At 62.3% G+C, this 25,791-nt stretch carries 29 protein-coding genes and 1 pseudogene; 12 read left to right on the plus strand and 18 right to left on the minus strand.

Annotation, left to right across the window (positions count from 1 at the left end; all coding sequences use genetic code 11):
- Positions 1–7: 7 nt before the first annotated feature.
- Positions 8–925, plus strand: coding sequence for a 2-phospho-L-lactate transferase (gene cofD / locus BP869_RS11100; protein ID WP_300166882.1), 918 nt, complete (start codon positions 8–10; stop codon positions 923–925).
- Here the strand turns inward: cofD and BP869_RS11105 are convergent.
- Positions 897–1,730: an MBL fold metallo-hydrolase gene (locus BP869_RS11105; RefSeq protein ID WP_342679677.1), complete on the minus strand. Its 834-nt coding sequence runs from the start codon at positions 1,728–1,730 to the stop codon at positions 897–899. The genes cofD and BP869_RS11105 overlap by 29 nt on opposite strands.
- A 74-nt stretch (positions 1,731–1,804) precedes the next feature.
- Between BP869_RS11105 and BP869_RS11110 the strand changes: the two genes are divergently transcribed.
- Positions 1,805–2,689: a cation diffusion facilitator family transporter gene (locus BP869_RS11110; RefSeq protein WP_342679679.1), complete on the plus strand. Its 885-nt coding sequence runs from the start codon at positions 1,805–1,807 to the stop codon at positions 2,687–2,689.
- A gap of 464 nt (positions 2,690–3,153) precedes the next feature.
- On the opposite strand, the gene BP869_RS11115 is transcribed toward BP869_RS11110, so the two are convergent.
- From BP869_RS11115 to BP869_RS11150, 8 genes are all read right to left on the minus strand, one after another.
- Positions 3,154–3,567, minus strand: coding sequence for an arsenate reductase ArsC (locus tag BP869_RS11115; RefSeq protein ID WP_342679681.1), 414 nt, complete (start codon positions 3,565–3,567; stop codon positions 3,154–3,156).
- 114 nt (positions 3,568–3,681) lie between these two features.
- Positions 3,682–4,017: a putative zinc-binding protein gene (locus tag BP869_RS11120; protein WP_342679683.1), complete on the minus strand. Its 336-nt coding sequence runs from the start codon at positions 4,015–4,017 to the stop codon at positions 3,682–3,684.
- A 4-nt stretch (positions 4,018–4,021) separates the two neighbouring features.
- On the minus strand, positions 4,022–4,477 hold the full coding sequence (locus BP869_RS11125; RefSeq protein WP_300164794.1) for a putative zinc-binding protein: 456 nt from the start codon (positions 4,475–4,477) through the stop codon (positions 4,022–4,024).
- Entirely contained in the window at positions 4,477–4,719 is a 243-nt protein-coding gene (locus BP869_RS11130) for a thioredoxin family protein (protein WP_342679687.1), read from the minus strand. Before BP869_RS11130 ends, BP869_RS11125 begins: the two co-directional genes overlap by 1 nt.
- The gene (locus BP869_RS11135; RefSeq protein WP_342679688.1) at positions 4,706–4,975 is read right to left on the minus strand and encodes a hypothetical protein; all 270 of its coding nucleotides are present in this window, start codon (positions 4,973–4,975) and stop codon (positions 4,706–4,708) included. The genes BP869_RS11130 and BP869_RS11135 overlap by 14 nt, the downstream gene beginning before the upstream one ends.
- Before the next feature lie 8 nt (positions 4,976–4,983).
- Entirely contained in the window at positions 4,984–6,051 is a 1,068-nt protein-coding gene (locus BP869_RS11140) for a permease (protein ID WP_342679690.1), read from the minus strand.
- A 241-nt stretch (positions 6,052–6,292) separates the two neighbouring features.
- Positions 6,293–7,201: a permease gene (locus tag BP869_RS11145; RefSeq protein ID WP_342679692.1), complete on the minus strand. Its 909-nt coding sequence runs from the start codon at positions 7,199–7,201 to the stop codon at positions 6,293–6,295.
- A 53-nt stretch (positions 7,202–7,254) separates the two neighbouring features.
- Positions 7,255–7,395, minus strand: a complete 141-nt coding sequence (locus tag BP869_RS11150; RefSeq protein ID WP_342679694.1) for a hypothetical protein — start codon at positions 7,393–7,395, stop codon at positions 7,255–7,257.
- Between the two features lie 118 nt (positions 7,396–7,513).
- Here BP869_RS11150 and BP869_RS11155 point away from each other — a divergent pair, with 118 nt between their 5' ends.
- Positions 7,514–7,864: a metalloregulator ArsR/SmtB family transcription factor gene (locus BP869_RS11155; protein WP_342679696.1), complete on the plus strand. Its 351-nt coding sequence runs from the start codon at positions 7,514–7,516 to the stop codon at positions 7,862–7,864.
- Here the strand turns inward: BP869_RS11155 and BP869_RS11160 are convergent.
- A complete protein-coding gene (locus tag BP869_RS11160; protein ID WP_342679698.1) occupies positions 7,849–8,322 on the minus strand; it encodes a hypothetical protein in 474 nt (157 codons plus the stop codon). The two genes, BP869_RS11155 and BP869_RS11160, sit on opposite strands and share 16 nt — an antisense overlap.
- Before the next feature lie 121 nt (positions 8,323–8,443).
- Between BP869_RS11160 and BP869_RS11165 the strand changes: the two genes are divergently transcribed.
- On the plus strand, positions 8,444–9,400 hold the full coding sequence (locus tag BP869_RS11165; protein ID WP_342679700.1) for a hypothetical protein: 957 nt from the start codon (positions 8,444–8,446) through the stop codon (positions 9,398–9,400).
- Positions 9,394–10,071: a hypothetical protein gene (locus BP869_RS11170; RefSeq protein WP_342679702.1), complete on the plus strand. Its 678-nt coding sequence runs from the start codon at positions 9,394–9,396 to the stop codon at positions 10,069–10,071. Before BP869_RS11165 ends, BP869_RS11170 begins: the two co-directional genes overlap by 7 nt.
- 1 nt (position 10,072) lies before the next feature.
- Here the strand turns inward: BP869_RS11170 and BP869_RS11175 are convergent, their stop codons facing one another.
- On the minus strand, positions 10,073–10,738 hold the full coding sequence (locus BP869_RS11175; protein WP_342679704.1) for a hypothetical protein: 666 nt from the start codon (positions 10,736–10,738) through the stop codon (positions 10,073–10,075).
- Positions 10,739–10,899: 161 nt separating this feature from the next.
- On the opposite strand from BP869_RS11175, the gene BP869_RS11180 reads away from it, so the two are divergent.
- From BP869_RS11180 to BP869_RS11195, 4 genes and pseudogenes are all read left to right on the plus strand, one after another.
- Positions 10,900–12,045 (plus strand): iron-containing alcohol dehydrogenase, encoded by a 1,146-nt coding sequence (locus BP869_RS11180; RefSeq protein ID WP_342679706.1) that lies wholly within the window; start codon positions 10,900–10,902, stop codon positions 12,043–12,045.
- A 91-nt stretch (positions 12,046–12,136) separates the two neighbouring features.
- Positions 12,137–12,859, plus strand: a pseudogene (locus tag BP869_RS11185) (PAS domain-containing protein); the annotation flags it as partial.
- A gap of 330 nt (positions 12,860–13,189) precedes the next feature.
- Entirely contained in the window at positions 13,190–14,479 is a 1,290-nt protein-coding gene (gene aspS, locus BP869_RS11190; RefSeq protein WP_342679912.1) for an aspartate--tRNA(Asn) ligase, read from the plus strand.
- A complete protein-coding gene (locus tag BP869_RS11195; protein WP_342679708.1) occupies positions 14,476–15,372 on the plus strand; it encodes a methionine synthase in 897 nt (298 codons plus the stop codon). The genes aspS and BP869_RS11195 overlap by 4 nt, the downstream gene beginning before the upstream one ends.
- A 643-nt stretch (positions 15,373–16,015) precedes the next feature.
- Here BP869_RS11195 and BP869_RS11200 read toward each other — a convergent pair.
- The 3 genes from BP869_RS11200 to BP869_RS11210 form a co-directional block, all read right to left on the minus strand.
- Complete coding sequence (locus tag BP869_RS11200; RefSeq protein ID WP_342679710.1) at positions 16,016–16,609, minus strand: RAD55 family ATPase; 594 nt, start codon at positions 16,607–16,609, stop codon at positions 16,016–16,018.
- A gap of 105 nt (positions 16,610–16,714) precedes the next feature.
- Positions 16,715–18,259: a class I adenylate-forming enzyme family protein gene (locus tag BP869_RS11205; RefSeq protein WP_342679712.1), complete on the minus strand. Its 1,545-nt coding sequence runs from the start codon at positions 18,257–18,259 to the stop codon at positions 16,715–16,717.
- A 110-nt stretch (positions 18,260–18,369) separates the two neighbouring features.
- Entirely contained in the window at positions 18,370–20,787 is a 2,418-nt protein-coding gene (locus BP869_RS11210) for a CDC48 family AAA ATPase (RefSeq protein WP_342679714.1), read from the minus strand.
- Positions 20,788–20,831: 44 nt separating this feature from the next.
- Here BP869_RS11210 and larC point away from each other — a divergent pair, with 44 nt between their 5' ends.
- Entirely contained in the window at positions 20,832–22,013 is a 1,182-nt protein-coding gene (larC, locus tag BP869_RS11215) for a nickel pincer cofactor biosynthesis protein LarC (protein WP_342679716.1), read from the plus strand.
- Complete coding sequence (gene radB / locus BP869_RS11220) at positions 22,010–22,678, plus strand: DNA repair and recombination protein RadB (protein WP_342679717.1); 669 nt, start codon at positions 22,010–22,012, stop codon at positions 22,676–22,678. The genes larC and radB overlap by 4 nt, the downstream gene beginning before the upstream one ends.
- 34 nt (positions 22,679–22,712) lie before the next feature.
- Here the strand turns inward: radB and BP869_RS11225 are convergent, their stop codons facing one another.
- From BP869_RS11225 to BP869_RS11240, 4 genes are read right to left on the minus strand one after another with little or no spacing between them, the layout of a single operon-like run.
- Positions 22,713–22,856, minus strand: a complete 144-nt coding sequence (locus BP869_RS11225) for a hypothetical protein (RefSeq protein ID WP_342679719.1) — start codon at positions 22,854–22,856, stop codon at positions 22,713–22,715.
- Positions 22,853–23,119 (minus strand): DUF86 domain-containing protein, encoded by a 267-nt coding sequence (locus BP869_RS11820; protein WP_394339041.1) that lies wholly within the window; start codon positions 23,117–23,119, stop codon positions 22,853–22,855. The genes BP869_RS11225 and BP869_RS11820 overlap by 4 nt, the downstream gene beginning before the upstream one ends.
- Positions 23,043–23,396 (minus strand): nucleotidyltransferase family protein, encoded by a 354-nt coding sequence (locus BP869_RS11235; protein WP_342679723.1) that lies wholly within the window; start codon positions 23,394–23,396, stop codon positions 23,043–23,045. The genes BP869_RS11820 and BP869_RS11235 overlap by 77 nt, the downstream gene beginning before the upstream one ends.
- A 29-nt stretch (positions 23,397–23,425) precedes the next feature.
- Positions 23,426–23,866: a hypothetical protein gene (locus tag BP869_RS11240; RefSeq protein WP_342679724.1), complete on the minus strand. Its 441-nt coding sequence runs from the start codon at positions 23,864–23,866 to the stop codon at positions 23,426–23,428.
- 184 nt (positions 23,867–24,050) lie between these two features.
- Here BP869_RS11240 and BP869_RS11245 point away from each other — a divergent pair, with 184 nt between their 5' ends.
- Complete coding sequence (locus BP869_RS11245) at positions 24,051–25,697, plus strand: restriction endonuclease (RefSeq protein ID WP_342679726.1); 1,647 nt, start codon at positions 24,051–24,053, stop codon at positions 25,695–25,697.
- The last annotated feature ends 94 nt before the right edge of the window (positions 25,698–25,791 follow it).

Here is a 25,791-nt window from a genome sequence, read left to right on the forward strand (position 1 = left end):
ATTCTCTATGATTACATTCCTTTCCGGCGGGACCGGGACGCCGAAACTCCTGCGGGGGATGCGCAACCTGGTCAACGACGACCAGATCGCCGTGATCGTCAACACCGCGGAGGATATGTGGATCTCGGGCAACCACATGTCTCCGGACATCGACACCGTGCTGTATCTCTTTGCCGGCCTCCTGAACACCGACACCTGGTGGGGGATCAGGGGCGACACCTTCTCGACGCATAAATTTCTCGAACAGTTCACCGGCGAGGAGTTCATCGCGGTCGGCGACAAGGACAGGGCCGTCCACATCGCGCGGGCACGTCTTCTCTGGAATGGAGCGACTCTCACCGAGGCGACCCTCTCCCTGTCCCGGGCCCTCGGGGTCCGCGCCCGCGTCCTCCCGATGACGGACGCCGAGGTGACGACCTATGTCGAGACTGACGCCGGACCCATGCACTTCCAGGAGTACTGGGTCGGGTACCGCGGCGAGGTGGAGATCAGGGGCGTCATGCGGAAAGGCGAGGAGCACAGGAAGGCGACGCCCGAGGTTCTCGCCGCGATCAGGGATGCCGACGCCGTGATCCTCGGGCCCTCGAACCCGGTGACGAGCATCTCGCCGGTCCTGGAGTGCGAGGGTGTGCGGGAGGCCCTCAAGGAGAAGTTCGTCATCGCGGTCTCCCCCTTCATCGGCGACAAACCTGTCTCCGGCCCCGCGGCCGCCCTGATGGAGGCGTGGGGGATGGAGGCGTCGTCGGCGGGGACGTACGCCCTGTACAGGGACTTCGTCGATGTCTTTGTCCAGGATGTGCGGGACAGTACGGAGGTGCCGGGCGCCCTCCGCCTGGACACCCTGATGAAGGACGAGAGGCGGGCCGAGGCCCTTGCCTGGGAACTGATGTCCATCGTCAGGAGCGCGAGCCGAAAGAGATCCTGAGGCCGGCGCCTGTCGGGCCGACCCTCGCCACGCCGGCGATGGCGGCGGCCCGAAAGCCGGTGCAGTGGCAGGGGTGGACGTGTGCGGCGCCGAGGTCGCGGAAGTACCGGCAGGTCGCCTCGACCTGCTCCGCCGGGGCGTCGCCGAGGTGGAAACCGCCGACGACGTCCGCGACCTTCTCCTCGTCCAGAACATCTTTTGCATGCTCGACCACCGAGCAGATGCCTGCATGGGCGCAGCCGGTGACGACGACGATCCCCTCGTCGGTGCGGCAGGCGAGTGCCGTGTCGTCAGGGACGAGGTCGGGCTTCCCGCCCGACGTCCCGACCGCCGTCCTCCCCTCGAAGGGGAAGATGCGGGGGATCTCGCCGAGGAAGACAATGTCGTCGGTGATCCTGACGGGGTCGCGGGAGAGGCGCACCTCGCCGTGGCGGGCGAGGGTCTCCTCCGGGAGGATCATGCCGATCTCGGGTTCGCCCCCGGCCTCGACATGCCTGAAGATCTCGGGGTGGGCGAGGAAGACCGGGTGCGGCCGCGGTCGCCCGGCCCGCCCGGCGGCATTGATCGCCCTGAGGTACGGGACGAGCCCCCAGGTGTGGTCGAGGTGGCAGTGGGAGAGGACGACGTGTCCGGCCTCCAGGGGGTCGATGCCGAGGGCGGCGGCGTTCTGGAAGGCGATGCCCGACTGCCCGGTGTCGAAGAGGACCGACTCCCTGCCGTCCCTGACGTACGCCGAAAAGCCGTGCTCCCCGAGGAGGCCCCTGCCGGGAAGGACGGTGTTATCGACGAGAATGGTGATCTCCATGCCCGATCCTTCGCGGTGGCGTGGCATAACCCTGCCGGGGACAGGTTCATTTTCTCTGCGGGGGAGGAGGGCCCATGGCACACCGTCGCGGCGACGACAGGTTTGCCCTGAAGGTGGCGGTCCTCCTGACCGCCGGGTATCTCCTGGTCGAGGTGGCCGGCGGGATCGTCACCGGTTCACTCGCCCTCCTCGGCGACGCCGGCCACATGTTCAGCGACGTCATCGCCCTCCTCCTCGCGCTCGGCGCCCTCGTGATCGCGGGGCGCCTGCCGACGAAAGAAAAGACCTTCGGCTACCACAGGGTCGAGATCTTCGTCGCCTTCATCAACGGCCTCGTCCTCGTCCTCCTCTCCGCCGGGATCCTGAGGGAGGCGGTGCTCAGGTTCCTCTCTCCCGTGCCGATCGAGGGGGCGACGATGGGGGTGATCGGCGGCATCGGCCTTGCCGTCAATCTCTATGTCGCCTGGACCCTCTCGGGAAGAGAGAACCTGACGGTGCGGAGCGCCTACCTCCACGTCCTCTCCGACACCCTCACCTCGGTGGCGGTCATCGTCGCCGCCGTCTGGATCGCCCTCACCAGCCAGACCCTCGTCGACCCCCTCCTCTCCGGGGCGATCGCCCTCCTGATCCTGGGGAACGCCGTCCTCCTCCTGCGGGAGACGGCGGCCATCCTCCTCCAGTACGCCCCGCCCGGCATCGATCTCGACGAGGTGGTGCGGGCGATGGAGGCGGTGGAAGGGGTGGACGGCGTCCACAACGTCCACCTCTGGACCCTCTGCTCGCACATCAATATCCTGGACGCACATGTGGTCACCTGCGTCCCCGACCTTGCCGGGGTGGAGGCGGTAAAAGAGGAGATCAGGGAGAGGCTCGCACGCTTCGAGGTCCAGTACAGCACCCTGGAGTTCGAGACCGAGCCCTGCGCCGGGGCGGCGGTGGTATCGAGGATCGAGGTGTAGTCAGATGTCTCTCCTAGATTCCATGGTATGCGGCGTGAACCAATCGCCTTCCCCCCATTCTACGCCGGGGGACTACTCGAAGACCTGACGGTCTTCTCCTGCTCACTTCGTTCGCATCTCGAAAGCCTGGCGGCTTTCTCATGCTCCCTTCGGTCGCTGCCCCCGGACCCCCGACATTAGGATAGGACCGGGGAAGAACGAACTGGAGGTCTTGACGGGGAGAATCCATCCCACCCCAATCCTGAGCGGGGACGACCGAAGGGAGTGGAGAAAACCGTAGGTTTTCGAGTGATCGGGGGCGTAGTCCCCCGACGCGGGACTAAAGAGCCCTTAATTGATCAGGGGACTCTGGGGGGAAGGCAGCGGTTCCGCACTTCCCTTCATAGGATTATCGGGATATATCAGCCCGAGCATGAGGGTCTCTCCAGAGTCTAACATTCTGACCCTGGTGTGATGACGCCCCCTTACGCGCTCTCCGTCCCGAACCGCAGGTCGATCCAGCGGCAGATCTCGTCCCTGACCCGCCGAAATCCATCGAGGATCTCCTCTTCCGGGCCGTCGAGGGCGCGGGGGTCGTCGAAGACCTCGTGGATGGTCGTCGTCGCCCAGGGGAACATCGGGCAGACGCCGCCCTCGCAGACGGTCACGACATAGTCCATCTGCTGCCCGAAATATTCGGTGAGGGGCTTCGCCCGCTGGGCCGAGATGTCGACCCCGATCTCGGCCATCACCGCCACGGCCCGGGGGTCGAGGGCGTCGGGCTGCATGCCGGCCGAGTGGGCCTCGTAGCGGTCGCCGTAGTGCGCCCGCATGTAGCCCTCGGCCATCTGGGAGCGGGCGGCATTGTGCGTGCAGATGAAGAGCACCTTCTCTTTCATGCTCTCCCCTTGGCCCGGTCGGTTATAATGGTCGCGCACGGCCGCAGGCCCCCTCGCCGCCGGCGACCGGGAGATCAAAATATGGAGAAAAGAGAAAATCCGGCGGCGGCCATCTCAGACCGCCTCCCGCAGGGCAGAGACGACCCGTGCGATCTCGTCGTACCGCACCTCTGCCATGCCGTTCTTGACGACGCCGAGTTCGGTCGCCACGATATGGGCGTCCGGCACGACGCCGAGGCCTTCGAGTTTCTTTCTCCCGCAGGCGTCGGCGCAGCCGTCGAGGGCGATCACCCGGCAGCCTGCCGGGACGGCGCCTGTATCCAGGCGTCCGGCCGGGACGGCGTCGTCGAGGGCCGAGGGGTGGCGCTGCCTGAAGGCCGACGCCGCCTGCGTCGTCAGCCTCCCGGTGTTCGAGACGCCCGAACAGGTCACCAGCACCCATCCGGCCACGGGCTCACTCCCCGCCGCACCCGCAGCCGCACCCGCCCTCGGGGAGGTCTCGGCACCTCTTTGCCTTTCCCTTCCCTTCCCAGGCGGCGCAGACGACCTTCTCGATCTCCTCTTCGGAGATCTCGAGGTCATGGGTCTTTGCGATCCCCTGTTCCGTGGCGATGATCACCTGGTCGGGTGTGATCCCCTGGGCCTCCGCGATCTTCGAGGCGCAGGCGACAGGGCACCCGTCCAGGACGACGACCTCGTCGGCCTCCGCACACTTCCTCTTCACCGGGCCGGCGCCGGTGGCGAGTTGCGCCGTGCAGGCCGGACTGCCGAAGCCCTCGACAAATAACTGGATCGCGGCGATGTTCGTGATCTGCCCGACATTGGAGGCGCCGGCGCAGGCGAAGATGATCCTCTTCTTCCCGTCGCCCTCTCCACAGTCGCTGCCGCAGCCGCAACTGCATCCTGCCATCAGGCCACCTCCGAGAGGATCTCTTTGATCTCGTCGACGGTCGGGACGCGGCCCTCGACCACGACCTCGCCGTTCACCGCGAGCGCCGGGGTGAGCATGACGCCCCGGTCGGTGATCGCGTCGATCTCCTCGACCTTGACGACCTCGGCCTCGATGCCGAGCTCTTTCACCGCTGCTTCGACGTTCTTTGCCGTTCTCATGCACTTTGCACAACCTGTGCCGAATATCTCAAGCTTTGTCATGGTTTTTCACCTCATTGCGGTAGACCGCGAGGAGCGCCTCTCCGTACATCTTTTCCGCGCTCTTCGGGATATAGTTGTAGACCTTTGTTCTCTTCACCAGTTCATCGGAGAGGCGGACCTCGGAGGCGAGCCCGAGCGCCTCCACATCCGCGATGACTTTATCAAGCATCGAGAGCCCGACGACGACACCGCCGACGTCCACCTGCCTGATGCGCCTGAGGGCCTCTGCCGCACAGCATGGTTTGTCTTCTTTCATGATTTTTTTCACCCCACGATGTTCCCGTACACGAACCCGGCCAGGGCCGAGAACAGGATGACGAGCACGGCGTACACCGCCGTCTTCTTCGCCCCCATCACCCGCGATATGACCAGGAGGGAGGGGAGGCTCACGCTCGGCCCGGCAAGGAGGAGGGCGAGGGCAGGCCCGCCGGCCATCACGCCCGAGGTGTAGCCGAAGGTCGTGCCGATGATCGGCACCTCCAGGAGGGTCGGCATGTACAGGATGCCGCCGACGATTGCCGCGAGCAGGGTCGCCCCGATCGAGTTGTCCCCGAAGTACGGGGCGAAGGTCTCGGGCGGGAGGAAGTAGGCGAGCATGCCGAGGACGAAGGTGCCTGCGATCAGGATCGGGAAGATCTTCTTTGTCAGGTCCCAGGTCTCGTACGCCCAGTCTGTCACCTCGTCCCTCTCGAAGGTGTAGATGACGAGCACGGCGACGGCGAGGGTGAGCAGGTACACTATCGGGAACTTGATCGTCCAGGGGAGTTGCGAGGCGCCGAAGACGAGGATGCCGACCAGGGAGGCGAAGAAGGCGAGGGTCGCCCACCAGGGCCTGCCGCCCTCCTCCGCCCGTGCGGCCCGTGCGGGTGCGGCCGCCCGCACCCCGGCGTCATGGTCCCTGAAGATGGCCGCCATGATGAGGCCGATGACGATCGCAAGCGCCACCGCTGCCAGGGCCCTGGCCACGCCGAGGTCGAAGCCGAGCACCTTGGCCGTGTAGATGATGGCGAGCACGTTGATCGCGGGCCCGGCGTACAGGAAGGTGACGGCCGGACCGATGCCGCTCCCTTTCTTGTAGATGCCGGCGAACATCGGGAGGATCGTGCAGGAGCAGACCGCGAGCACGGTCCCGGAGACCGATGCGATCCCGTAACTGACTGTCTTCTTCGTGTCCGGGCTGAAGTACTTCAGGATCGCGTCCTTCTTGACGAAGGCCCCGATCGCTCCCGCGATGAAGAACGCGGGCACGAGGCACGTTATGACGTGCTCGGAGAGGTAGCCGACGAGTGTGGCGACGCCCGCAAGGAGGGCGCCTGTGATGGGGTCTATCATTGTTGTATCATCTCCTGGTTTTCTGGATCCGGGGTGTTCCTCATATTCTGGTCCGGGTGTTCCCTCTGACTTCCGCAAGGAGAGTGGAGATCCACTGCCTTCCCCGAAACCTGGACTGGGGGCTGTTGCCCCCAGACCCCCTCATCAGGATAGGCGGGGGTATGGCAATCTCCCTGCGGAATCAGAGGGCCGCCACATTGAGAGCAGAAGGAACTCCTCAGACCCATCTTCTCTCCGTCTTTCAGATCATGCCCCCTGCCGCGAGCAGGGAGAAGGCCGCGCCCGTGAGGACGGCGACGCCGAGGACCACGCCGGCGAAGACGGCGACGAGTCTCTTCTCGAAGATCGCGGCGAGCAGGGTGAGTTCGGGGATGCTCGCCCCGGCGCCGCCGATGATCAGGGCCATCACCGCCCCGATGCCCATCCCCTTTTCCAGCAGGACGGCCGAGATCGGGATGATCGTCTCGGCCCTGATGTACATCGGGACGCCGATCAGGGCGGCCGCCGGGATGGCGAGGGGGTTGCCTGGCCCGGCAAGGCCAACGATGAGGTCTTCGGGGACGAAGCCGTAGATGAAGGCCCCGATCCCGGCGCCGAGGAGGAGGTACGGGAAGACGTGCCTGAAGAGGGAGAGGGCGAAGGCGAGGGCCCGCCCGAGGCGCGGGCCGTGGCCGTTCTCCGCGGTGCATGCGCACCCTCCGTCCCTCTCCACCATCACGTCCTTCACGTACCGCCCGTAGCCGAGCCGCCCGAGGAGGGCGCCGAGGCCCACGGCCGCGAGGAAGGTGATCCCCGCGTAGACCGCGGTCGGCACGACGCCGACCAGGGCGACGAGGAGGGAGAGGATGACCGGGTTCAGGAGGGGCGAGGCGATGAGGAAGGACATGCAGACGCCGAAGGGGATGCCCGCGTCCAGGAGGCCGAGGAGGATCGGGATCGTCGAGCAGGAGCAGAAGGGGGTGAGGGCCCCGAACCCCGCGCCGATAAAGTGCCCTGTCCCCCGGCCGCGACCCGCGAGCACCGCCCGGATCCTCTCCTCAGGGATGTACTCGTGGAGGAGGCCGACGAGGAAGGAGATCCCGATGAAGAGGAGGACGAGCTCCGCGGTGATCACCGCGAAGAACCCGCCTGCCGTCATGAGCGCCGACACCGTGTCCGTCTCAGTCTCCCCCTTCCCCTATCATGCCGGCCATCTCCTCGCCCTTACTCGCCCTTCTTCTCCTCTTTCTTCGGGACGATCTTCGTGCCGCAGCAGCAGCACCCGCCTTCCTTGCCCTTCAGGGCGCCCATGAGTTTTGAGACGATGCCCGACTTTTTGCTGTCTTTCTGTGTGTTGTCTGCCATCTGGTTCACTCCATGTAGTTTCAAGATTTGTTGAAATAGTATCCCTATCCCAAAGGGTATAAGGCTATCCATTTCATACTATCTTGAAATAGCCCTCAGGGCTCCGGTGAGAACAAAAATGCCAATTCCTGAACCTGTTGAAGGCGACCTCGCACGGGTCGGCGGTATAGAGGGCCTCACGCGCCTGCTCCCCGACGGGGAGACGCTTGCGCTGCGGTCGCAGCAGTTCCATGCCCTCTCCGATCCCGTGCGCCTGAAGATCCTCCTCCTCCTTGCCGTCCAGCCCCTCTGCGTCTGCGTGATCAGGGAGGTGGTCGCGGTCGCCGACTCGCGCCTCTCGTACCACCTCAATGTGCTCAAAAAAGCCGGCCTGATCGCGGGAGAATCTCGCGGGAACTGGATCATCTACTCCCTCACCGCGGAGGGAGAGAAGTTTGCCGCCCTCCTTGCCGGTCAGGGGAGGGCATAGGCCGCCGCAAGCCCGAGGACGACGTACTCGATGAAGATCGCCCGCGGGACAGGCAGCAGGGGGACGCTGCCGGTCTTCATGCGGTGTGCGGTGACAAGTGCGTCGGCGATGCCGCAGAGCCATGCGCCCGCGGCGATGAGGCCGCCGATCGCCGACGCCTCTTTCAGCCCGAAGGCGCAGAGGACACAGACGAGAAATCCTTTTCCCGGATTGCCGTTGACGACCTGGCCGAGTCCCGGCAGCGCCGCCGAGCAGACGGCCGCGACATAGGTTTTTCCTCCGGCCGCGAGGTGCGGGCCTGCGACCGGGACGACAAGGAGAGCGATGATCCCGGCGGCGGCCCAGAGCAGACTCTCCTGCAGGGGGGTGCGGGAGGCTGCGGCGGCGATGAAAGGCGTGAGGGCCAGGAGGGCGAGGGGAAGAATGAGGACACGTCCCCGAACCGGCTGTTGCAGCATAATATTATGATATTATATCAATCATTTGATTTTTAAGTTTCACCTATTTGACATGATTTAAATATTTTGTTCAATTATATGTGTATATTCAGCATCCTCCCGATATATCTGGAAATTGCATATGGATCGCCAGGACATACTATCGATTCTCACCGGGGTCGTCATCGTACTCGTCATCGCCCTTGTCGTCAAACCGGCACTCTACGGGGGGCCTGGCGGCGGCGATACGCCGGGTGCTCTCCCCACGCCCGCACCTGCGGTGACAGACCCCGACCCGACCCTTCTCCCTGCCGGGAAAGAGATTGCCAGGGAGTTCAGGTGGACCGCCATCGACGGCGGTGTCCAGACAGCCACACTGGAAATACCGTCTTCCCTCTTTGACAGGGAGAGGGAGACGCCGCGTCTTCCCGACCACGCGTCCTGGGGGAGGTACGCCCTCTCTGAGGACGAACGCCCGTACCTCGAGGACCTTGTCAGGCAGATAGCCTCCCCACGCTTCAACACCCCCGACGAGGACTACTGGCGGGTGATGGACGTCCTCTTCTTCGTCCAGCAACTCCCGTACTCCTCCGACGACACACCTGAGAGTTATACCGGCGGCGCTGTCCCGGCGCATGCCCTGCATGTTGCCGACGGCGTCGAGTACCCGAAATATCCTGTCGAGACCCTCGTTGACGGGAAAGGGGACTGCGAAGACTCGTCGATTCTCGCCGCCGCCCTCCTCAGCCTCATGGACTATGATGTGGTCCTCCTGGGGTACTCCGACCATATGGCCGTCGGCGTGCAGATGACGGATTTCGGCCCATATTATGCCGGCTATACCCCGAAATACTATGATTTCGGCGGCAAGCGCTACTACTACGTCGAGACGACCAACTACATCCAGCTCCCGAGGACCCAGCCGGGGAATATTGACCGCTGGGGGAAGCCGTTCCCTGTCGGCGATACGACCGACGGCTCGATCACGAGCGTGAAGTCCGAGACCCCGACCGTGATCCCCCTCCACTATATCGTCAGGCCCGCGCGCCACACGGTCCGCCCGGCCGATCCTCTTCCCGGAGGTGAGGGCTGGTGGTGAACCTGAAGATGCCGGGGCCTGAGGAGATCGCCCTGAAGGTCGGTGAACTGAAGGCAAAGCTCTCCGGTCTGCAGGTCTCTGACCTGAAAACATTCCGCCCGAAGATGCCTGAGTTGAAAAAGCCGACGCTGACACCGAAGATGCGGAAGGCGCTGACCGCCTGCGGGATCGCGGTGGCAGTGCTGGTCGTCGCCTTCGTCGGGTGGAATCTGTTCCACGCGGCTGAACAGCACCACGAGGTCAGGGTGCTCGCAGACGCCATTGCGTCCTCTGAAGCCGACCTTGCCGGCCTGGACAGGGAAGTCTCCGCTCTCATCAGTTCGGCTGGCAAAGCCCCGTCTCTCAAGGAATCCGATGCCTATATGGCGACGTTCGAGGACCTGGCCGATCGGGGAGTCGCCACAACCGCCCGGCACCTGCAGGCGATCGAGGGGATTGCCGTCCCCGAAACCCATGAAGGTGTCAGGGAAGCATATCTGCAGGCCCTCGATCACCTGAACCGTGCCTACACCCTCTGGTCTGCGTCGGCGACGGCCTACGACCTCAGGCGCTATGCTGAGGCGGAAAAACAGATTGGAGAGGCCGACCGGGAATGGCAGGCATATGAACTGGCCATCAACGACTATAACCGGGAAATCATTCTCAGTCAGGAAAAAAGAGAAGGATCCTGACCTATACCAGGTATTTCTCCGGCACCTTGATCACGAGAGAGAAGGAACTGATCTGGTCGGTCTTGATCACGAAATAATAGTCCCGGAACCCCTCCCTGAGGAGAATCGTGCCTGAGTTTGCCGTATTCTCCAGGGTGCTATTTTTGGGCTGCAAGAAATTTGCTCTATTCATGTTGACCTCGGCGACAAGGCGGTTCGGATCCTCCGCGTCCCTGACCTCGAGATCGAACCGTGCAAGCTCCTTGATTTTTGCGTTGGCCGTGTAGTCGAGCTCCCAGTATGGGAAGGGGATGTGATAGATCTCGGTGGTCATCACCTTCTCCACTTTCGTGGGCGAGATCTTCGCGTACTCCTTCAGGGCCGTCTTGTCGACCTGCAGGTCGTTCGGCTGTTTCACCACGGTGGTGGTCGCCGTCACGGTGGGGGTGATGTGATAGGTGGCCGGGTCGACGAACTTCACGTCATAGGGCTTTTTTCCGTCCCACTCACCCGGCGGCGTCGGCACCGGCTGGGGAACACCGGACCCCGCCTGAATGGGGGGCGTCGGCGTGGGGGTCGGTGCCGGGGTCGGCTGCGCCTCGTCGCCGCCCGGTCCTGTGCACCCGCAGGCGAGAAGCGACAGGACAAGAACGCAACAGGCGAGAAGGTCTCTCCTCTGCATATCCATCTATCGTCTCCGCTTTTATTAAGCCGTTTCCAGACCGATCCCCGCCGGAGAGGCAGGGAGAAATCTGAAGCACCATCTCCCCCTTATAGAAATGGGCATGTTTTTGTACTTCCTGAACCAGTATCATCCATTATCTCTCTGTCCTGTAGGTGTGCGATACTGTGGACGACTGCCGTGTGTTGAGAAAGTTCTTTGCTCCTGAGTTTGTTTTTGGAGAAGGGGCGATGCGCCTTGCCGGTCGGTACGCACTGAACTTCGGCATCAGGCATATCCTGCTCGTCACCGATCCGTTTGTCCGCACCATGCCGTGGTTCGAGGAGATATGCACGGGCCTCGACGACGCGGCGATCGCATGGACTCTGTACTCCGACGTCTCCTCGAACCCACGGTCGGGCGAGGTGATGGCCGGCGCCGGCGTCTATGCCGACGCCGGGTGCCGGGGGATCCTGGCCGTGGGCGGGGGAAGCGCAATAGACTGCGCCAAAGGGATCGGGGTCGTATCCTCCAACCAGGACCATATCCTGACATTCGAGGGCGTGGACCGCGTGCCGCTACCGGGCCCGCCCCTCATCTGCGTCCCGACGACGGCAGGCAGTGCCGCCGACGTCTCCCAGTTTGCGATCATCACCGACGAGCGTGCACGGCGGAAGGCGGCCATCATCAGCAAGGCTGTTGTCCCCGACATCTCTCTTCTCGACCCTCTCCCCCTTGTCACCCAGCCGCGGGAGGTGACGGTCGCCTCGGGTATGGACACCCTGAGCCACGCGATCGAGGCCTATGTCTCGAACGCGAGTTCTGCCATGACCGACCTTCATGCCCGCACTGCGGTCGACCTCGTCGTCCGGTCTCTCCCTGTCGCTGCCGCTCGCCCTGCCGACCTCGACGCACGCTCCATGACGATGCTCGCATCCCTTCATGCAGGACTTGCCTTCTCCAATGCAAGCGTCGGGGCGGTCCACGCCATGGCCCATGCCGTCGGCAGCCTTCACGACTTCTCCCACGGCCTTGCAAACGCACTCCTCCTTGAGCACGTCGTCGCCTACAACTATCCTGCGGCCGCGGACCGGTACGGGGACATCGAGAGGATCATGGGGCCTTCCGGCGAGGGCGACACGCACACACTTTCTGAACGTATCCACGAATTCAGGTCTTCGCTCGGCATCCGCGGCACCCTCCGCGAGACAGGCGCCACGCTCGCCGAGATACCTCTTCTGGCCAGGAGGGCGATGGCCGACCCCTGCATGGTGACCAACCCGAGGCGGCCGAAAGAAGACGAGATCGCGGAGGTCTATGAAGCAGCCTTCTGAACCCGGCGACTGGGACGACCTGCGAGACCGGATCATCGGGTTTGGCGAGACGTCCATTCATAAAAGTTATTATCCCGAACTCCAGAAGCAGATGGCCGACCTTGAGCGTTTCCGGGCCCTTCTCGACGAAAGTCACGATGCGGTCTATCTCATCGACGTGCGGTCGGGCGTGGTGGTCGACGCGAACCGCCCGGCCTGGGATCACTTCGGGTACCTGCAGGCGGGCGTCGTCGGCAGACCTTTTATCGACCTGATCGTCCCCTCGGAGCGCCCTCGTTTCCTCCCCTTCATCGCTGGCTCCGCGAGGGACCGGGACGCCCTGCACACGATCGTGCTCTCCCTCCGGAAGGCGATCGGCGGGACCGTGCCGGTGGAGGCGACGCTACATGCCGTCCATTTTGGAGACGAATTCTACATCGTCGCCGTTGCCCGGGACATCACCGGGAGACGGGAGGCCGAGAAAGACCTCAGGATCAAGGAGAGTGCTATCAGGTCTTCTTCGGACGGTATTCTGATCGTGGACCCGGACGGCGGAGTGATCTATGCGAACGAAGCCTTCGGACGGATGTTCGGCTTTTCCGATGCCGCCGACCTGAAGGGCACCAGGATCGAGGGTCTCCTTGAGATGAGCGACGGGGGGCCGGGGATGTGGCAGGCACTCTGGACCAGCCAGGCGTTCCGGACGGAGACGAAGGCCCGGAGGCGGGAGGGAACGGTCTTCGACCTCCGGGTCTCCGGGTCCGCGGTGCCCGACGACGACGGCCGGCCCCTCTGCCTGATGTTCGTCTGCCAGGACATCACCGGCCTGAAGGCGATGGAGGAGATGAGGCGCCGGGCCTATGAACAGCTCGAGCAGAACATCGAGCAGTTTGCCGTTCTCGGCGACCATATCAGAAACCCTCTCCAGGTGATCGTCGGTCTTGCCTGCATGATCGACGACCCTGTCGCCGCGAAGATCGTGGAGCAATGCACCCGGGTCAATGGCATCATCACCGAACTCGACCGGGGCTGGGTGATGTCGGAAAATGTGCGGCAATATCTCCGGAGACGGGAGGGGATCGATCTCCAGGCCGGTGCCGGTCGTTCGCGTTTCTCCTATCATAAAGCCCATATCCCTTCCCCCCCCATAGGTACAGGATTGTACATGCGTACTCCCATCAACGAGGTAACTCCCGAAACAGGGCGTGCCGAGGTTGCCGGCTGGGTCCACGAGATCCGGGACCTTGGCGGGCTCACCTTCTTCCTGATCCGCGACCGGACCGGGATCATCCAGGTCACTGTCGTCAAGAAGAAGGCATCCGAAGCCGTTCTCCAGGCCGCGAAGGCTGTCTCCCGCGAATCGATCGTCCGCGTCAGCGGGACCGTGAAGCCGATCGAGAAGGCGCCGGGCGGCCGCGAGCTCACCCCCGAGACCTTTGAGATCGTCTCCCCCTGCGAGAGCCCCCTGCCCCTCGACGTCGTCGAGAAGGTGCCGGCCGACCTCGACACCAGGCTCGACGCCCGGTTCCTCGACGTGCGGAAGCCCAGGGTCGCCGCGATCTTCAAGATCAGGAGCGCGGTCACCGCCGCCACCTACGAGTTCTTCTCGAAGCGCGGCTATTACAATATCACCTCCCCGAAGGTCGTCGCAGCGGCGACCGAGGGCGGCACAGAACTCTTCCCGATCGCCTACTTCGAGAAGGAGGCCTTCCTCAACCAGAGCCCGCAGCTCTACAAGCAGATGATGATGGCCGCCGGTTTCGAGAAGGTCTTCGAGATCGGGCCGATCTTCAGGGCCGAGGAGCACAACACGGTCAGGCACCTCAACGAGGCGACGTCCATCGATGTCGAGGTTTCGTTCGCCGACCACAACGACGTCATGAAGGTCCTGGAAGACCTTGTCTCCCACCAGTACGCCACCGTCGCGGAAACCTGCTCCGACGCTCTCGCCGACCTCGGCGTCGAGTTCGAGGTCCCGAAGGCGCCTTTCCCCCGCATCCCGTACGCCGATGCGATCGATATCGCGGCAAAGAAGATCGACGAACCGATCGCCTACGGCGACGACCTCTCCACACCGTCTGAGAGGGCGATCGGCGAGGAGATGGGCGAGCACTACTTCATCGTGGACTGGCCGAGTGCGATCAGGCCGTACTACGCGATGCCGTACGAGGACGACCCGTCCATCTGCAAGGCCTTCGACATGATGCACCCGCGTATGGAACTCTCTTCGGGCGCCCAGCGCGTCCACCAGTACGACCTCCTGGTCGACCAGATCAAGGCAAAAGGATTAAGCCCGGAGAGCTTCGAGTTCTATCTCCAGCCCTTCAGGTACGGCATGCCACCCCACGCAGGTTGGGGCATGGGCATGGAGCGGCTGATCATGACGATGCTCGGTCTCCAGAACATCAGAGAGGCCGTTCTCTTCCCGCGTGATAGGCACAGAGTCGTCCCATGAACTTTATCTCGAAGGTCCTGCCGACCACGGTCGTCGGGAGTTACCCGGTCGTCAAGGCCGGGGGGCTCCGCTCTCTCCTCGACCCCCTGCACGGGGCTGTCGAGACAGCGGTTGCCGACCAGGTCCGCGCCGGCGTCGATATCATCTCGGACGGCCAGGTGCGGGGCGACATGATCACGGCGTTCGTCTCCCGTCTGCCCGGCATCAGGGGACAGAGCGTCATCGGCAGGATCGAGCCCCCTGACAAACCCCTCACCGTCGCGGACACGAAGTATGCCCTCTCGAAGCACCCGAAGGTGAAGGGGATCATCACCGGCCCCTCGACACTGGCCCATGGCCTGCGGATCGAGACGCCGGCGTACAGGGGGCGGGACGAGGTGGTTCTGGACCTTGCGCAGGCCCTTGCCACGGAGGCGCGGGCCCTCCAGGCCGCCGGCGTGACGATGATCCAGATCGACGAACCGATCTTTTCCACCGGCGCCGCCGACCTTGGCGTCGGCAGGCAGGCGGTGGACCTGATCACCTCGGTGCTCCGCATCCCTTCCTGCCTCCATGTCTGCGGGAACCTCGAGAGTGCGATCGACGACATCCTGAAGATCCAGGTCTCTGTCCTCGACTTCGAGTTCTCCGAGAACAGGGAGAACCTCGAAATCCTCTCGACGAAGGACCTGAAAGGGAGGCCGGTCGGCTACGGCTGCGTCGCCTCCGCCGATCCCGGCGTCGAGAGCATGGAAGCGATCGAGAAGAGGATCGAACGGGGTATCGACGTCTTCGGCGCCGAGAACATGCTCATCGACCCCGACTGCGGCCTCCGGATGCTTGAGAGAGATGTGGCCTACGAGAAACTCTCCGCGATGGTGAAGGCCGCCGCGGTCCTCAGGGCCGAATACTGATTCACTTTTTTTCTGATCCGGGATCTCCATAAACTTTTAGCGAAGATCTAGTGGGCCTCTCGCCTCACTCCAATCGTATCTCCTTAAAATAGGGGATTGATGACAATCCTCTCTTCAGGATCTCCTGTTCGCTCTTCCCGGGACCAATCGCAAGTGGGGGTCTGGGGGCAACGAGCGATAGCGAGTTCGAGAATACAGGGAATCGAAGATTCCCGGTGAAGGAAAATGCTCTGCATTTTCCGTGAAATGTAGGTTTTCGAGGTGCCCCTGGTTCAGATTGTGGGGAAGGCGGTTGATCGGTGTATCGCGCCGGGGGACTACGCCGAAAATCAAAGATTTTCTTGAACTCGCTATCGCTCGTTGCCCCCGGCCCTCGAAGACTTCGTCTTCTCGAACTCGCTGATGCTCGTTCCCCGCTCAGGATAGGCGGGTATATGGCAACCTCCCTCCTCTGGATGTCCTGTTCGCTCTTCCCGGGACCAATCTTTAGGTTGGGGGACCGGGGGGCTACCGCCCCCCCGGTTCAGGTTATGGGGAAGGCGGTTGATCTGCACCTTCTCCGGAGGATTGCCGCCCCCGGAACACCCTCCTCCGGGTCTGCAAAAATCTCTCAGAAAAAAGTATCGTGAGCGATTGAAAAAGATCAGACGACTCTCTTTGTCGTCGAGAGTTCGAGTCCATCGGCGGTGATATTGTATGGGACGAGTTGCCTGGGGAGTTCTACCCCGACCATCTTGAAGACGCCGAGCATCCTTTCCACCTCGGAGCCCTCGATTCCCTGTTTGAGTTCGATGTAGCCGTCAACCGACCTGATCAGCTTGTTCTCGTCTGCCTTCCGGTGGATGCCGAGGTACATGATGAGCGCCACGTTCGCCCCCTCCGCCACCTTCTCCCGCAGCCCGCGGGTCACGAGGTCGACGGCATCGTCGATGCCGTGCCTGAGGATGATGCTTGAGAGAGAGTCGATGACGATCCGCTGGCCGTGCATATGTGCGGGGTACTGGTCGGGCGGTATCTCCCGCGCGTCGGTCATCCCCTCCTCGATCTTCCCGTCGAGCATCAGGTATGTCCCCTCCTCGGGGTTGTCAGGGTCTCCCTTCCAGAACTGACGGGCGAAAAGGTCGAGTCCATTTGTGGGTGTGCCTGCGACGATGATCACCGTTCCCTTCGGTATCCCCCCCTCCAGAACCAGGTCGAGACCGACAAGACCGGTTGAACGCTGCTTTTCCCTGTCCAATATACTCTCCGGCAGATCACATGGATATCTGCGTACATAAACCTTCCCAAAGGTTCAAATTGGCATCCTTGATATAAACGGGACGAAAATAAGGTGTCCGGGGGGTCAGTTCCCCGATGATGCGGGATACATTTCCCTGAGAGTCCGCCTGAGGAGTTTCCAGCCGCTCACCCGGGGGAGGTGGTCGAGGACGACCATGTCGCGGGGCACCTTGTAGCCGGCAAGTCTCTCCTGGCAGTAGATCGTCAGGTCGTCGAGCGTCATCCCCTCTCCGGGGTTGAAGACGACGGCCGCCACCGGGATCTCGCCCCGCCTCTCGTCCGGCCTCGCGAAGATCGCGACGTCGGCGACCTTCGGGTGCTCGACGATGACGTTCTCCACCTCTGTCGGGTAGATCTTCCAGCCAGACATGATGATCATGTCCTTCTTCCGGTCGGTGACGAAGAGGACGCCGTCTTCGTCAAGGTAGCCGAGGTCGCCGGTCAGGAACCAGCCTTCCGGGAGGAAGGCCCGCTCCGTCGCCTCGGGCATGCCCCAGTAGCCCTTCGCGACCGCCGGCCCCCGCAGGGCGACCTCGCCGACCTCGCCGGCAGGGAGGTCGCGGCCGGGGTCGTCCGCGGCGACGATCCTCGCCTCGGCATACCCGACCGGCGCCCCGACGCTCAGGTACCCCTTGTGAAGAGAGTAGTGGGCCGGGATGACCGCGGTCGCCGACCCGACGACGATCGTCTCGGAGAGGCCGTAGGCGTTCACCACCGGGATGCCGAAACGCCTGTCGAACTCTGCCCATATCACCGGCAGGAGGGGCCCTCCGCCGGAGATGATGCACCTGACCTGCTTCAGCGCCTCCTCTGTCCCGGGTTTCGAGCGGATGAGGGTGTGGATCACCGGCGGCATTGCCGAGAGCACCGTCACCCGGTGTTCGGCCGCGAGGCGCACGTACGCCTCCGGGTCGTAGCGGTCCATGCAGACACAGGTTCCTCCGGCCTTCAGGACGGAGAGCCCCCAGGAGAGGCCGACATGGCCCATCGGGTAGATGCCGAGGTAGACGTCCCCTTCCCGCAGGTCGAGGACCTCGCGCTCTGTCGCAAGGGCGGACATCCAGTTGCCCTGGGTGAGCATCGCCCCTTTCGGGCGCCCGGTCGTCCCCGAGGTGTACTGGAGCTGGCAGAGGTCGTCGAAGGAGCAGTCGACCGCCCTCTCCAGGGGGTCAGCGCGGAGGAGGTCGTCCCATGCCGTCTCGCCCTCTCCCGCGGCGCCGACGATGCAGACGTGGTCGAGGTCAGGGCAGTCGTCCCTGACCGCCCGCACGGTGGGAGCGCCGGCGGTGTCGGTGATCACGGCCGCGGCCCCGGAGTCGGCGAGGGCGTACCTCACCTCGTCTGCATGATAGACCGCGTTCGTCGGGACGGCGACGGCGCCGATCCGCCAGATCGCAAGGTACGAGAGGAGATATTCGGGCGAAGTGTCGAGGTAGATACAGACACGGTCGCCTTTTTTTATGCCGAGAGCGGAGAGGCCGCCGGCAAGGCGGCAGGCGGCCTCCCGCATCTCCCTGAAGGTGTACGTCCGGCCGTCCTTCGCAAAGATAAAGGCGGGGCCGGAACAGTACCGGGCGTTTACATCAAGAAATGTGGTGATATTTGGCATTCGTGGCACCTGATATCCATATAATTGCTTCGATGAATATGTATGTGCATTCTCCTATATATGCGGGCCCATTGGGGGCCGTCGCCGAAAAAAAGGTGGTGTAGGTTTCCCTACTGGTACTCGGGCGGCTGGACCTTCTCGGGCAGGCCGCCTTTGAAGAAGCCGCGGATCCTCTGGTAGTAATCGACGAGGCGCTCGTTCATCGTCGGGTGCACCTTCTTCGCCGCCGTCTCCAGGTGCTTTTTCGTGACGGTGCCGGTCTTCTCCCGCATCGCAAACATCCCGGCCTCGCGGCAGAGCGACTCCAGGTCAGAGCCCACGTACCCGTCGGTCGTCCCGGCAATCGCGTCGATAAGGGCGGTCCTGCCCGGGTCTTCGAGGGTGATCCGCCTGAGCGCGAGGAGGTCGACGATCATCCGCCGCCGTGCTCCCGCACCGAGTGGGTCGCCCTGGCCCTTCTGTGCCTTCGCGGCCGCGTCCCTGAAGGTGTCGATGCCGATTGGGGCCCCTGACGTGAACGACGCGAGGATGTCCTCGATCCCGGCGCCGTCGAGTCCCTCGGTCGCCGCCACCGCTTCGTTCATGGCCGAGCCTTCGATCGGCATGGTGCGGGTGTGGATGTCCATGATCTTGGCCCGACTCTTCCGGTCGGGCGCCCCGATATAGACGAGGCGGTCGAAGCGGCCGGGCCGCAGGAGGGCCGGGTCCACGATGTCCGGCCTGTTCGTCGCTCCCATCACGACGACGTCGCCCCGGCCTGTCAGGCCGTCCATCTCGGTGAGGATCTGGTTCAGGACGCTCTCGACCACATGCGTCTCGGCGCCGCCGCCCCGTGCCGGGGCAAGGGCGTCGAGTTCGTCGAAGAAGATGATCGACGGCGCCACCTGCCGGGCCTTCTTGAAGATCTCCCGCACGGCGCGTTCTGACTCGCCGACCCACTTCGAGAGAAGCTGCGGGCCCCGCACCGGGATGAAGTTCGCTCCCGACTCCGAGGCGACGGCTCTCGCGATGAGGGTCTTCCCCGTCCCAGGCGGGCCGTACAGCAGGACGCCCCGCGGCGGCTGGATGCCGAGGTCGTCGAAACGCTCCCTGCTCGTGAGCGGGTACTCGACGGCCTCGCGTACCTCTTCTTTCTCCGACTCCAGGCCGCCGACGTCGTTCCAGGTGATGTGCGGGACTTCGAGGAGCACCTCGCGCATGGCGCTCGGGGAGACGTCGCGCAGCGCCTCCCTGAAGTCAGAGGCTGTCACCTCCATCTTTTCCAGGATCTCCGGCGGGATCTCCTCTTCTTCGAGGTCGATCTCGGGCATGTACCGCCTGAGCGCCCTGATCGCACCTTCCCGTGCGAGCGCCGCAAGGTCGGCCCCCACGAAACCGTGGGTCTGCCTGGCGAGGTCGGTGATGGAGACGTCGTCGGCGAGAGGCATGCCGCGGGTATGGATCCTGAAGATCTCTGTCCGGTCATGCTCGTTCGGCCCGCCGATCTCGATCTCCCTGTCGAAGCGTCCCGGCCGCCGCAGGGCCGGGTCGATGGCGTCGAGCCTGTTCGTGGCGCCGATGACGACGACCTGTCCCCTCTCTTCGAGGCCGTCCATCATGGTGAGCAACTGGGCGACGACCCTCCTCTCCACCTCTCCGGTGACGTCCTCCCTCTTCGGGGCGATGGAGTCGAGTTCGTCGATGAAGATGATCGACGGGGCGTTCTGCCGTGCGTCCTCGAAGACCTCGCGCAGGCGCTGCTCGGACTCGCCATAGTACTTCGAGATCACTTCCGGCCCCGCGATGGAGATGAAGTGCGCCCCCGACTCCGAGGCGACGGCCTTGGCGATGAGAGTCTTCCCCGTCCCCGGCGGGCCGTACAGGAGCACGCCCTTCGGCGGGTCGATCCCGAGTTTCCTGAAGAGTTCGGGGTGGCGCATCGGAAGCTCGATCGTCTCCCGCACCCGCTGGAGTTCGTCCTTGAGGCCGCCGATGTCCTCGTACGAGATCCTTCTTACGCCGTCGAAACCCGCGACCGGTTTCTCCGAGAACTCGACCTTCGTGTTCTTGGTGATGATGATCGCTTCCTCGGGCTCGACGGTCACCGCCTTGAACGCGACGATCTGCGGCTGCATGAAGGGCAGCCCGGCCTGGATCGGGACGGTGTCGTTCTTGATCACCGGGAAGTCGATGAGGTGGTTGACCACGCTCTGGAAGTTGATCGGGACCTGCCGCGGCATGTCCTCGGGAGGCGCGAGGACGACCCTCTGCGCCTCGATCTCCTGCTCTGCCTTTCGCACAAGGATGCGGTCGCCGACCGCAATCCCGGCGTTCTCCCTGGTGAACTTGTCGACCCTGATCTTCCCCTGCTGCCAGTCGGAGACCATTGCCCGCCAGACCTTGGCGACGGTCCGGCGTTTGCCGATGATCTCGACGAGGTCGCCGGGCGAGAGCCTCATCTGGAGCATGGTGTCGGGATCCAGGCGCGCCTTCCCCCCGCCCTGGTCCTCAGGATATGCCCTGTCCACTTTAAGGTACATTTCCGGCATTCGTTACAATCATATACGCCCGGATTTATAAGTACTGCTTCAGTATGCGGATTCTCCTTCTCGATCCTTTTCACGGCGCAGCCGGCGACATGACTATCGGGGCCCTCTTAGACCTCGGCGCAGACGAGGCGCAGGTGAGGGCGGCGATGGCCTCGGTGGTGGCCGACCCTGCCTTTTCCCGGGTGGAGCGGTGCGGCATCGGTGCGGTCAGGGTCGTCACCCATGCAGGCCCGGCCCACCGGGACCTTGCCGGGGTTATTGCGCGGGTGGAGACGGCCGATGCTCCGCCCGCGGCGATCGAACGGGCGAAACGGGTCTTCGGCCGGATCGCCGCTGCCGAGGAGAGCGTCCACGGGCATGCGCCGCACTTCCACGAGGTCGGGGCCGACGACGCGATCGCCGACGTGATCGGGGCGTGCACGGCCCTGGAAACCCTCGGCGTCGACGGCGTCGCCGTTCTCCCGGTCGCCCTGGGTGCGGGTACGGTGGTGGCGGCCCACGGCACGATGCCGGTGCCGGCCCCGGCGACCCTTGCGGTTCTCAGGGCCTCGGCCCTGACGGCGACGGTGGGAGGCGGCGAGGGCGAACTCTGCACGCCGACGGGTGCCGCACTCCTGGCCGAGTTCGCGACCCTCCGGCCCGATCAGATCGGGGCGGCACAGGTCGCCGCCGTCGGCTACGGCGCCGGCAGCCGCGACCCCGCGGGGACGCCGAATGTGCTGCGGGCTGTGCTCCTGGAGCGTGAGGGAGTCTCCGGCGCCGACGAGGTGGATATCCTGGAGACGAATGTGGACGATGTCACCGGCGAGGTGCTCGGCCACTGCATGGACCTCCTCTTTGCGGCCGGGGCAAGGGACGTCTCCGTCGTGCCGGCGGTGATGAAGAAGGGGCGGGCCGGCCACCTGGTGCGGGTCGTCTGCCGCCCCGCGGATGCGGCCCCCCTCACCCTGATCCTGGCGAGGGAACTCGGCACCCTCGGGGTGCGGTGCATCCCCTCGGTCCACCGGAGCGTGCTGGAGAGACGGCTGATGCAGGTGACGGCCGCGGTGGCAGGCGAGAGGCACGAGGTGACGGTGAAGGTCGGGTATATCGGCGACGTCGTCTCCTCGGTGAAGGCGGAGTCCGACGAGGTGCGGGCGATTGCCTCTGCGGCAGGCGTGCCCGTGCGGACGGTGGCCCGGATCGTCGAGGACGCCGCATGGAAGGACCTGGAGGAGAGGGAATGAAGTTGTCCAGACTGAGCACGGGTTCCGAGCCCCTTGACACCCTCCTCGGCGGCGGCCTGGAGAGGCGGACGATCACGCAGATCTACGGCGAGCCCGGCTGCGGCAAGAGCACGATATCCGTCATGACGGCGGTCTCCTGCCTGAAGGGCGGCGAGTCTGTCATCTACATCGACACCGAGGGCTTCTCGGCCGAACGCTTCGAGCAGATTGCGGGCGAGGAGGCGACGGCCCTTGCCGACCGCCTGTACCTCTACGAACCCGTCGACTTCGTGCAGGAGGGCATCATGGTAAACGAGTGCGAGGCCCTCCTCAGGTCGAAGAACGTCGGCCTCATCGTGATGGACTCGGCGACGGCCCTGTACCGCTCCGAACTCGGGACGACGAAGGACGCCCTCCGCGTCCTCTCCCAGCACATGGTCCGCCTCCTCGGCTATGCGAAGAAGTACGAGGTGCCGGTGCTGATCACGAACCAGGTGTACATGGACGTGGACACCGACGCCTTCTTCGGCCTCGGGGGCACGGCCCTCGGCCACATTTCCAAGGCGATCCTGCGGATCGAGAAGAGGGAGAGCAAGAGGCGGGTCGTCCTCGAAAAGCACCGCTCCCGCCCGACCGATATCTCGTTCGATTATGTTATTGTGAATGAGGGGATCAGGCGGGTATAGTCTTTTTTTGGGTCGTGTGAGATGAGGTGAGGGACTATCCTTCTTCGTCCCTGACCATCGCCTCTATCGCCTCATCCCGCGGGCCGAGTTTGGTCTGGATGATGTCCCGGAGAATCGTCGGTTTACCCTGAAAACCACTGTGGTGGTTTTCAAAGAACCGCTTGAAACTTCGTTTCATGGGCGATTCACCGAATAATAGGAATGAATGCTGATGTCCCGGAGGCCGGAAATCTTTCGCCACTCGATCTCCGAATGGCGGGCAGTGACATCGGTGGGGATATGTTTCACCGCCTCGCCGATGGTGATGAACCTGAGCACAACGGCGTCAAGGCACATCGGATCGTCCGCAAAATCTTCAAATGATCTATCTCCCACATAGGAGCGGATGACAGCGATTGCGTCCCTGATATCCTCCAGATAGAGCAGTCCGTCCCCGGGCATAGACGACCTCGCCGAGGACGACGTTCCGGATCCCGGGCTTGAGGGTATCGGCAATGACAAGGTCTGTCCGCCGCCCCAGGAGGTCCTCTAGATAGAACGTGAGGTCCATGAAGTGGTCGAATGTCTCCTCCCCCTCCCGGAACTCCACCAGGATGTCGATGTCGCTTGCAGGGGTGTCCTCCTCCCGTGCGACAGACCCGAAGACCCCGATGCGTGCCACGCCGTAGCGTTCCCGGATGGTGCGGAGGTTCTGCCGGATCTGCGTGAGGGGTTTCATCGCTAATTTCGGATGGTGCATCCTCCAATTTATAGTGTGCGATGGGTTCGGTCGTCACCTATGAGAACCCCGTCGGCCCGAAAAATCGCAGCTCTTTTTTCCCCGTTGATCCGATGCACCCCTTTCACCCCTTTTCGACCTCTTTCGACCGGCGTTGAAAATGAGTCTGGGCGCATCCGGGCCGCATATTTTAATTTTGCCGCCTCTCCGCCGATTTGAAAAATCGTTTTCACCAGGCGGAGGATCACACTCACCCACACCTCCATCACCCTCGCGGTCGCCTGCACCCTGTGCTCTTTCCACCTGGTGAAAAGAGGTACGTATGTACATATAGTGATCATTAGATCTCTCCGTAATTCCTGATCCGCCGTCACCACGCTCCCCCCCCTGTTTTCGACAGGCGGTGAAAATCTGTCGAAAACAGTCGAAAATGATGAAAAATCCGGATCGGCACCCCCCTCCTTCTTCATGAGAGATCCCCCATAGATCGTAAGGATGAGCTTTGTCCTCCATGCCAGCGCTGCGACACAGGAGTTTTACAGGGCCGAATTTGTTTTGTTTCAAAAATTAACAAATATACTTCTATTTTTAATTATGGACACTCTGATCTTTTCGTTACCTTAAAGGATGTACACGTAAAGCCAGATTGTGCGAATGACTATGCCAAAGTTTTGTCCTGAATGCGGAACGCCACTAACGAACACCAATGCAAAATTTTGCCCTGAATGTGGCACCAGATTAACACAAGAGGCATCAGCCCCCACTACTGCCAAAACCCAAACCCTTCCTCACTCTGATGACGATTGGTCGGATCCTATCGATTGGTCGGAGGAAGAATACACGGAAGAGGACAGGTCACCTTCTGCGAATGTCTACGAGCTTGGAACAAAACTGGAAGAAATTGTCGACTCGATTTATCAGGCCGAGGGCTACAAGACTGAAAGACGGGTCAGAATGCCTGGACAGGGGGGTTATACAAACGAAATCGATGTCATTGCCAGAAGAGGAAAAAAGCAGGTTGCCATCGAATGTAAGAATTTTACATCCGCAGTCGGCATAAAAGAAGTTCGGGACTTTTCCAAGAAACTTGATGACCTCGGCGAGGGCTGGCAGGGAGTTTTTGTCGCCTTCAACGACTTAACCATCGACGCTCAAAATTTTGCGGAGAGCAGGAATATTGAGATCTTCAGTCACGAAGACATCAAGGAAAAGTGGTTTGCTGTCTCTGCCGGCAGGGTCAGTCGGAGAGGAGAAAAACTGAATTTAAAATTCGCTCTATCCATAATATCAGACTATCTCACTGTAACGACACTACCGCTAAAGAACAATAATCTGATTGAGGTGAGCGATGCTACGCTCACCTTCCATCCATATATAAAAATTCCCTACAGTTTCAAAGCCCAGGTCTACGATCCCACCAAGAAACTCCACAAGTTTTCCGATGACGGCATCGTCGTGATCGATCTTCTGGACGGCAAGGTGCTCAACAGGCAGGCAGAGAAGGGAGGCTCGATTTTTAACTCGCTGAGTACCTCGAAGCAGAGCACTGATAACGCTCAAACACTCCAGACATTCAATGAAGTATTGAATAATTCCCCCTCACCTGAATATTCCATTACGATCGGTTCGGATTATCAGATCACCGAACTGAAACCCGAAATCACCAAGCGGACGGTCGAAAGAGCTGCCATAGAATATATCACGGCGAAGAATACGAGCGATATAACGTACACTCCTTCAAAGGGGGATACCATTCTGGATAGCAAACGCCGGAAGTTCATCCCGAGAAGAGGCGATGTAAAACTCTTCAAAAGTGAAATGGTTTCCGTTCCCAAATGGGCCGTTCATTTCAACGCATTCGGCACGATTTATACGAAAGAAGTGTTTGCCCACTCTGGAACAGTCCTTGAAAACACCATTCGCTATTGCCCTCAGCATTTCAAGTTCGGTGTCATTAACATCAAGAAAGAGGCCGTCGCCGTTTGTGAGGTGTGCGGAAAAGCCTGTTGTAGTGAGCACATTACACAATGCCCCGTCTGCGGGAAATGGGTCTGTAACGAACATGCTTCGACCTGCAGTTCCTGCGGCAAGACATTCTGTAAAGAGCACGCCAGTACGATCTGTTCGGTATGCAATATGCCGCTCTGCTCTGACTGCGAGGTTGAGTGCCCGATCTGCAACAGAACATACGGGTCAGATCATACCCAGATCTGCGACAGGTGTGGGACAGCGGCCTGCTCGCAGTGTATTACTACATCAGGATTATTTCGAAAGACGAGGGTCTGTAAGAATTGTCAATAATTTTTTAAACACGAATTGATGCCAAAGGTAGGGAGGGATACTCACCCAAGAATATCCGTCTAAAAATCCATTGTGTTTTTCTGTCTCCCTCTTG

The sequence above is a fragment of the Methanofollis sp. UBA420 genome (assembly GCF_002498315.1).
In the GTDB taxonomy this organism is placed as follows: domain Archaea; phylum Halobacteriota; class Methanomicrobia; order Methanomicrobiales; family Methanofollaceae; genus Methanofollis.

Bases quoted from the DNA above. Each gene is read 5' to 3' on its own strand.
- cofD (WP_300166882.1), top strand. From the start codon at position 8: ATGATTACATTCCTTTCCGGCGGGACCGGGACGCCGAAACTCCTGCGG.
- BP869_RS11105 (WP_342679677.1), bottom strand. From the start codon at position 1,730: ATGGAGATCACCATTCTCGTCGATAACACCGTCCTTCCCGGCAGGGGC.
- BP869_RS11110 (WP_342679679.1), top strand. From the start codon at position 1,805: ATGGCACACCGTCGCGGCGACGACAGGTTTGCCCTGAAGGTGGCGGTC.
- BP869_RS11115 (WP_342679681.1), bottom strand. From the start codon at position 3,567: ATGAAAGAGAAGGTGCTCTTCATCTGCACGCACAATGCCGCCCGCTCC.
- BP869_RS11125 (WP_300164794.1), bottom strand. From the start codon at position 4,477: ATGGCAGGATGCAGTTGCGGCTGCGGCAGCGACTGTGGAGAGGGCGAC.
- BP869_RS11130 (WP_342679687.1), bottom strand. From the start codon at position 4,719: ATGACAAAGCTTGAGATATTCGGCACAGGTTGTGCAAAGTGCATGAGA.
- BP869_RS11135 (WP_342679688.1), bottom strand. From the start codon at position 4,975: ATGAAAGAAGACAAACCATGCTGTGCGGCAGAGGCCCTCAGGCGCATC.
- BP869_RS11140 (WP_342679690.1), bottom strand. From the start codon at position 6,051: ATGATAGACCCCATCACAGGCGCCCTCCTTGCGGGCGTCGCCACACTC.
- BP869_RS11150 (WP_342679694.1), bottom strand. From the start codon at position 7,395: ATGGCAGACAACACACAGAAAGACAGCAAAAAGTCGGGCATCGTCTCA.
- BP869_RS11155 (WP_342679696.1), top strand. From the start codon at position 7,514: ATGCCAATTCCTGAACCTGTTGAAGGCGACCTCGCACGGGTCGGCGGT.
- BP869_RS11160 (WP_342679698.1), bottom strand. From the start codon at position 8,322: ATGCTGCAACAGCCGGTTCGGGGACGTGTCCTCATTCTTCCCCTCGCC.
- BP869_RS11165 (WP_342679700.1), top strand. From the start codon at position 8,444: ATGGATCGCCAGGACATACTATCGATTCTCACCGGGGTCGTCATCGTA.
- BP869_RS11175 (WP_342679704.1), bottom strand. From the start codon at position 10,738: ATGGATATGCAGAGGAGAGACCTTCTCGCCTGTTGCGTTCTTGTCCTG.
- aspS (WP_342679912.1), top strand. From the start codon at position 13,190: ATGCGTACTCCCATCAACGAGGTAACTCCCGAAACAGGGCGTGCCGAG.
- BP869_RS11195 (WP_342679708.1), top strand. From the start codon at position 14,476: ATGAACTTTATCTCGAAGGTCCTGCCGACCACGGTCGTCGGGAGTTAC.
- BP869_RS11205 (WP_342679712.1), bottom strand. From the start codon at position 18,259: ATGCCAAATATCACCACATTTCTTGATGTAAACGCCCGGTACTGTTCC.
- BP869_RS11210 (WP_342679714.1), bottom strand. From the start codon at position 20,787: ATGCCGGAAATGTACCTTAAAGTGGACAGGGCATATCCTGAGGACCAG.
- larC (WP_342679716.1), top strand. From the start codon at position 20,832: ATGCGGATTCTCCTTCTCGATCCTTTTCACGGCGCAGCCGGCGACATG.
- radB (WP_342679717.1), top strand. From the start codon at position 22,010: ATGAAGTTGTCCAGACTGAGCACGGGTTCCGAGCCCCTTGACACCCTC.
- BP869_RS11225 (WP_342679719.1), bottom strand. From the start codon at position 22,856: ATGAAACGAAGTTTCAAGCGGTTCTTTGAAAACCACCACAGTGGTTTT.
- BP869_RS11820 (WP_394339041.1), bottom strand. From the start codon at position 23,119: ATGCCCGGGGACGGACTGCTCTATCTGGAGGATATCAGGGACGCAATC.
- BP869_RS11235 (WP_342679723.1), bottom strand. From the start codon at position 23,396: ATGAAACCCCTCACGCAGATCCGGCAGAACCTCCGCACCATCCGGGAA.
- BP869_RS11240 (WP_342679724.1), bottom strand. From the start codon at position 23,866: ATGAAGAAGGAGGGGGGTGCCGATCCGGATTTTTCATCATTTTCGACT.
- BP869_RS11245 (WP_342679726.1), top strand. From the start codon at position 24,051: ATGACTATGCCAAAGTTTTGTCCTGAATGCGGAACGCCACTAACGAAC.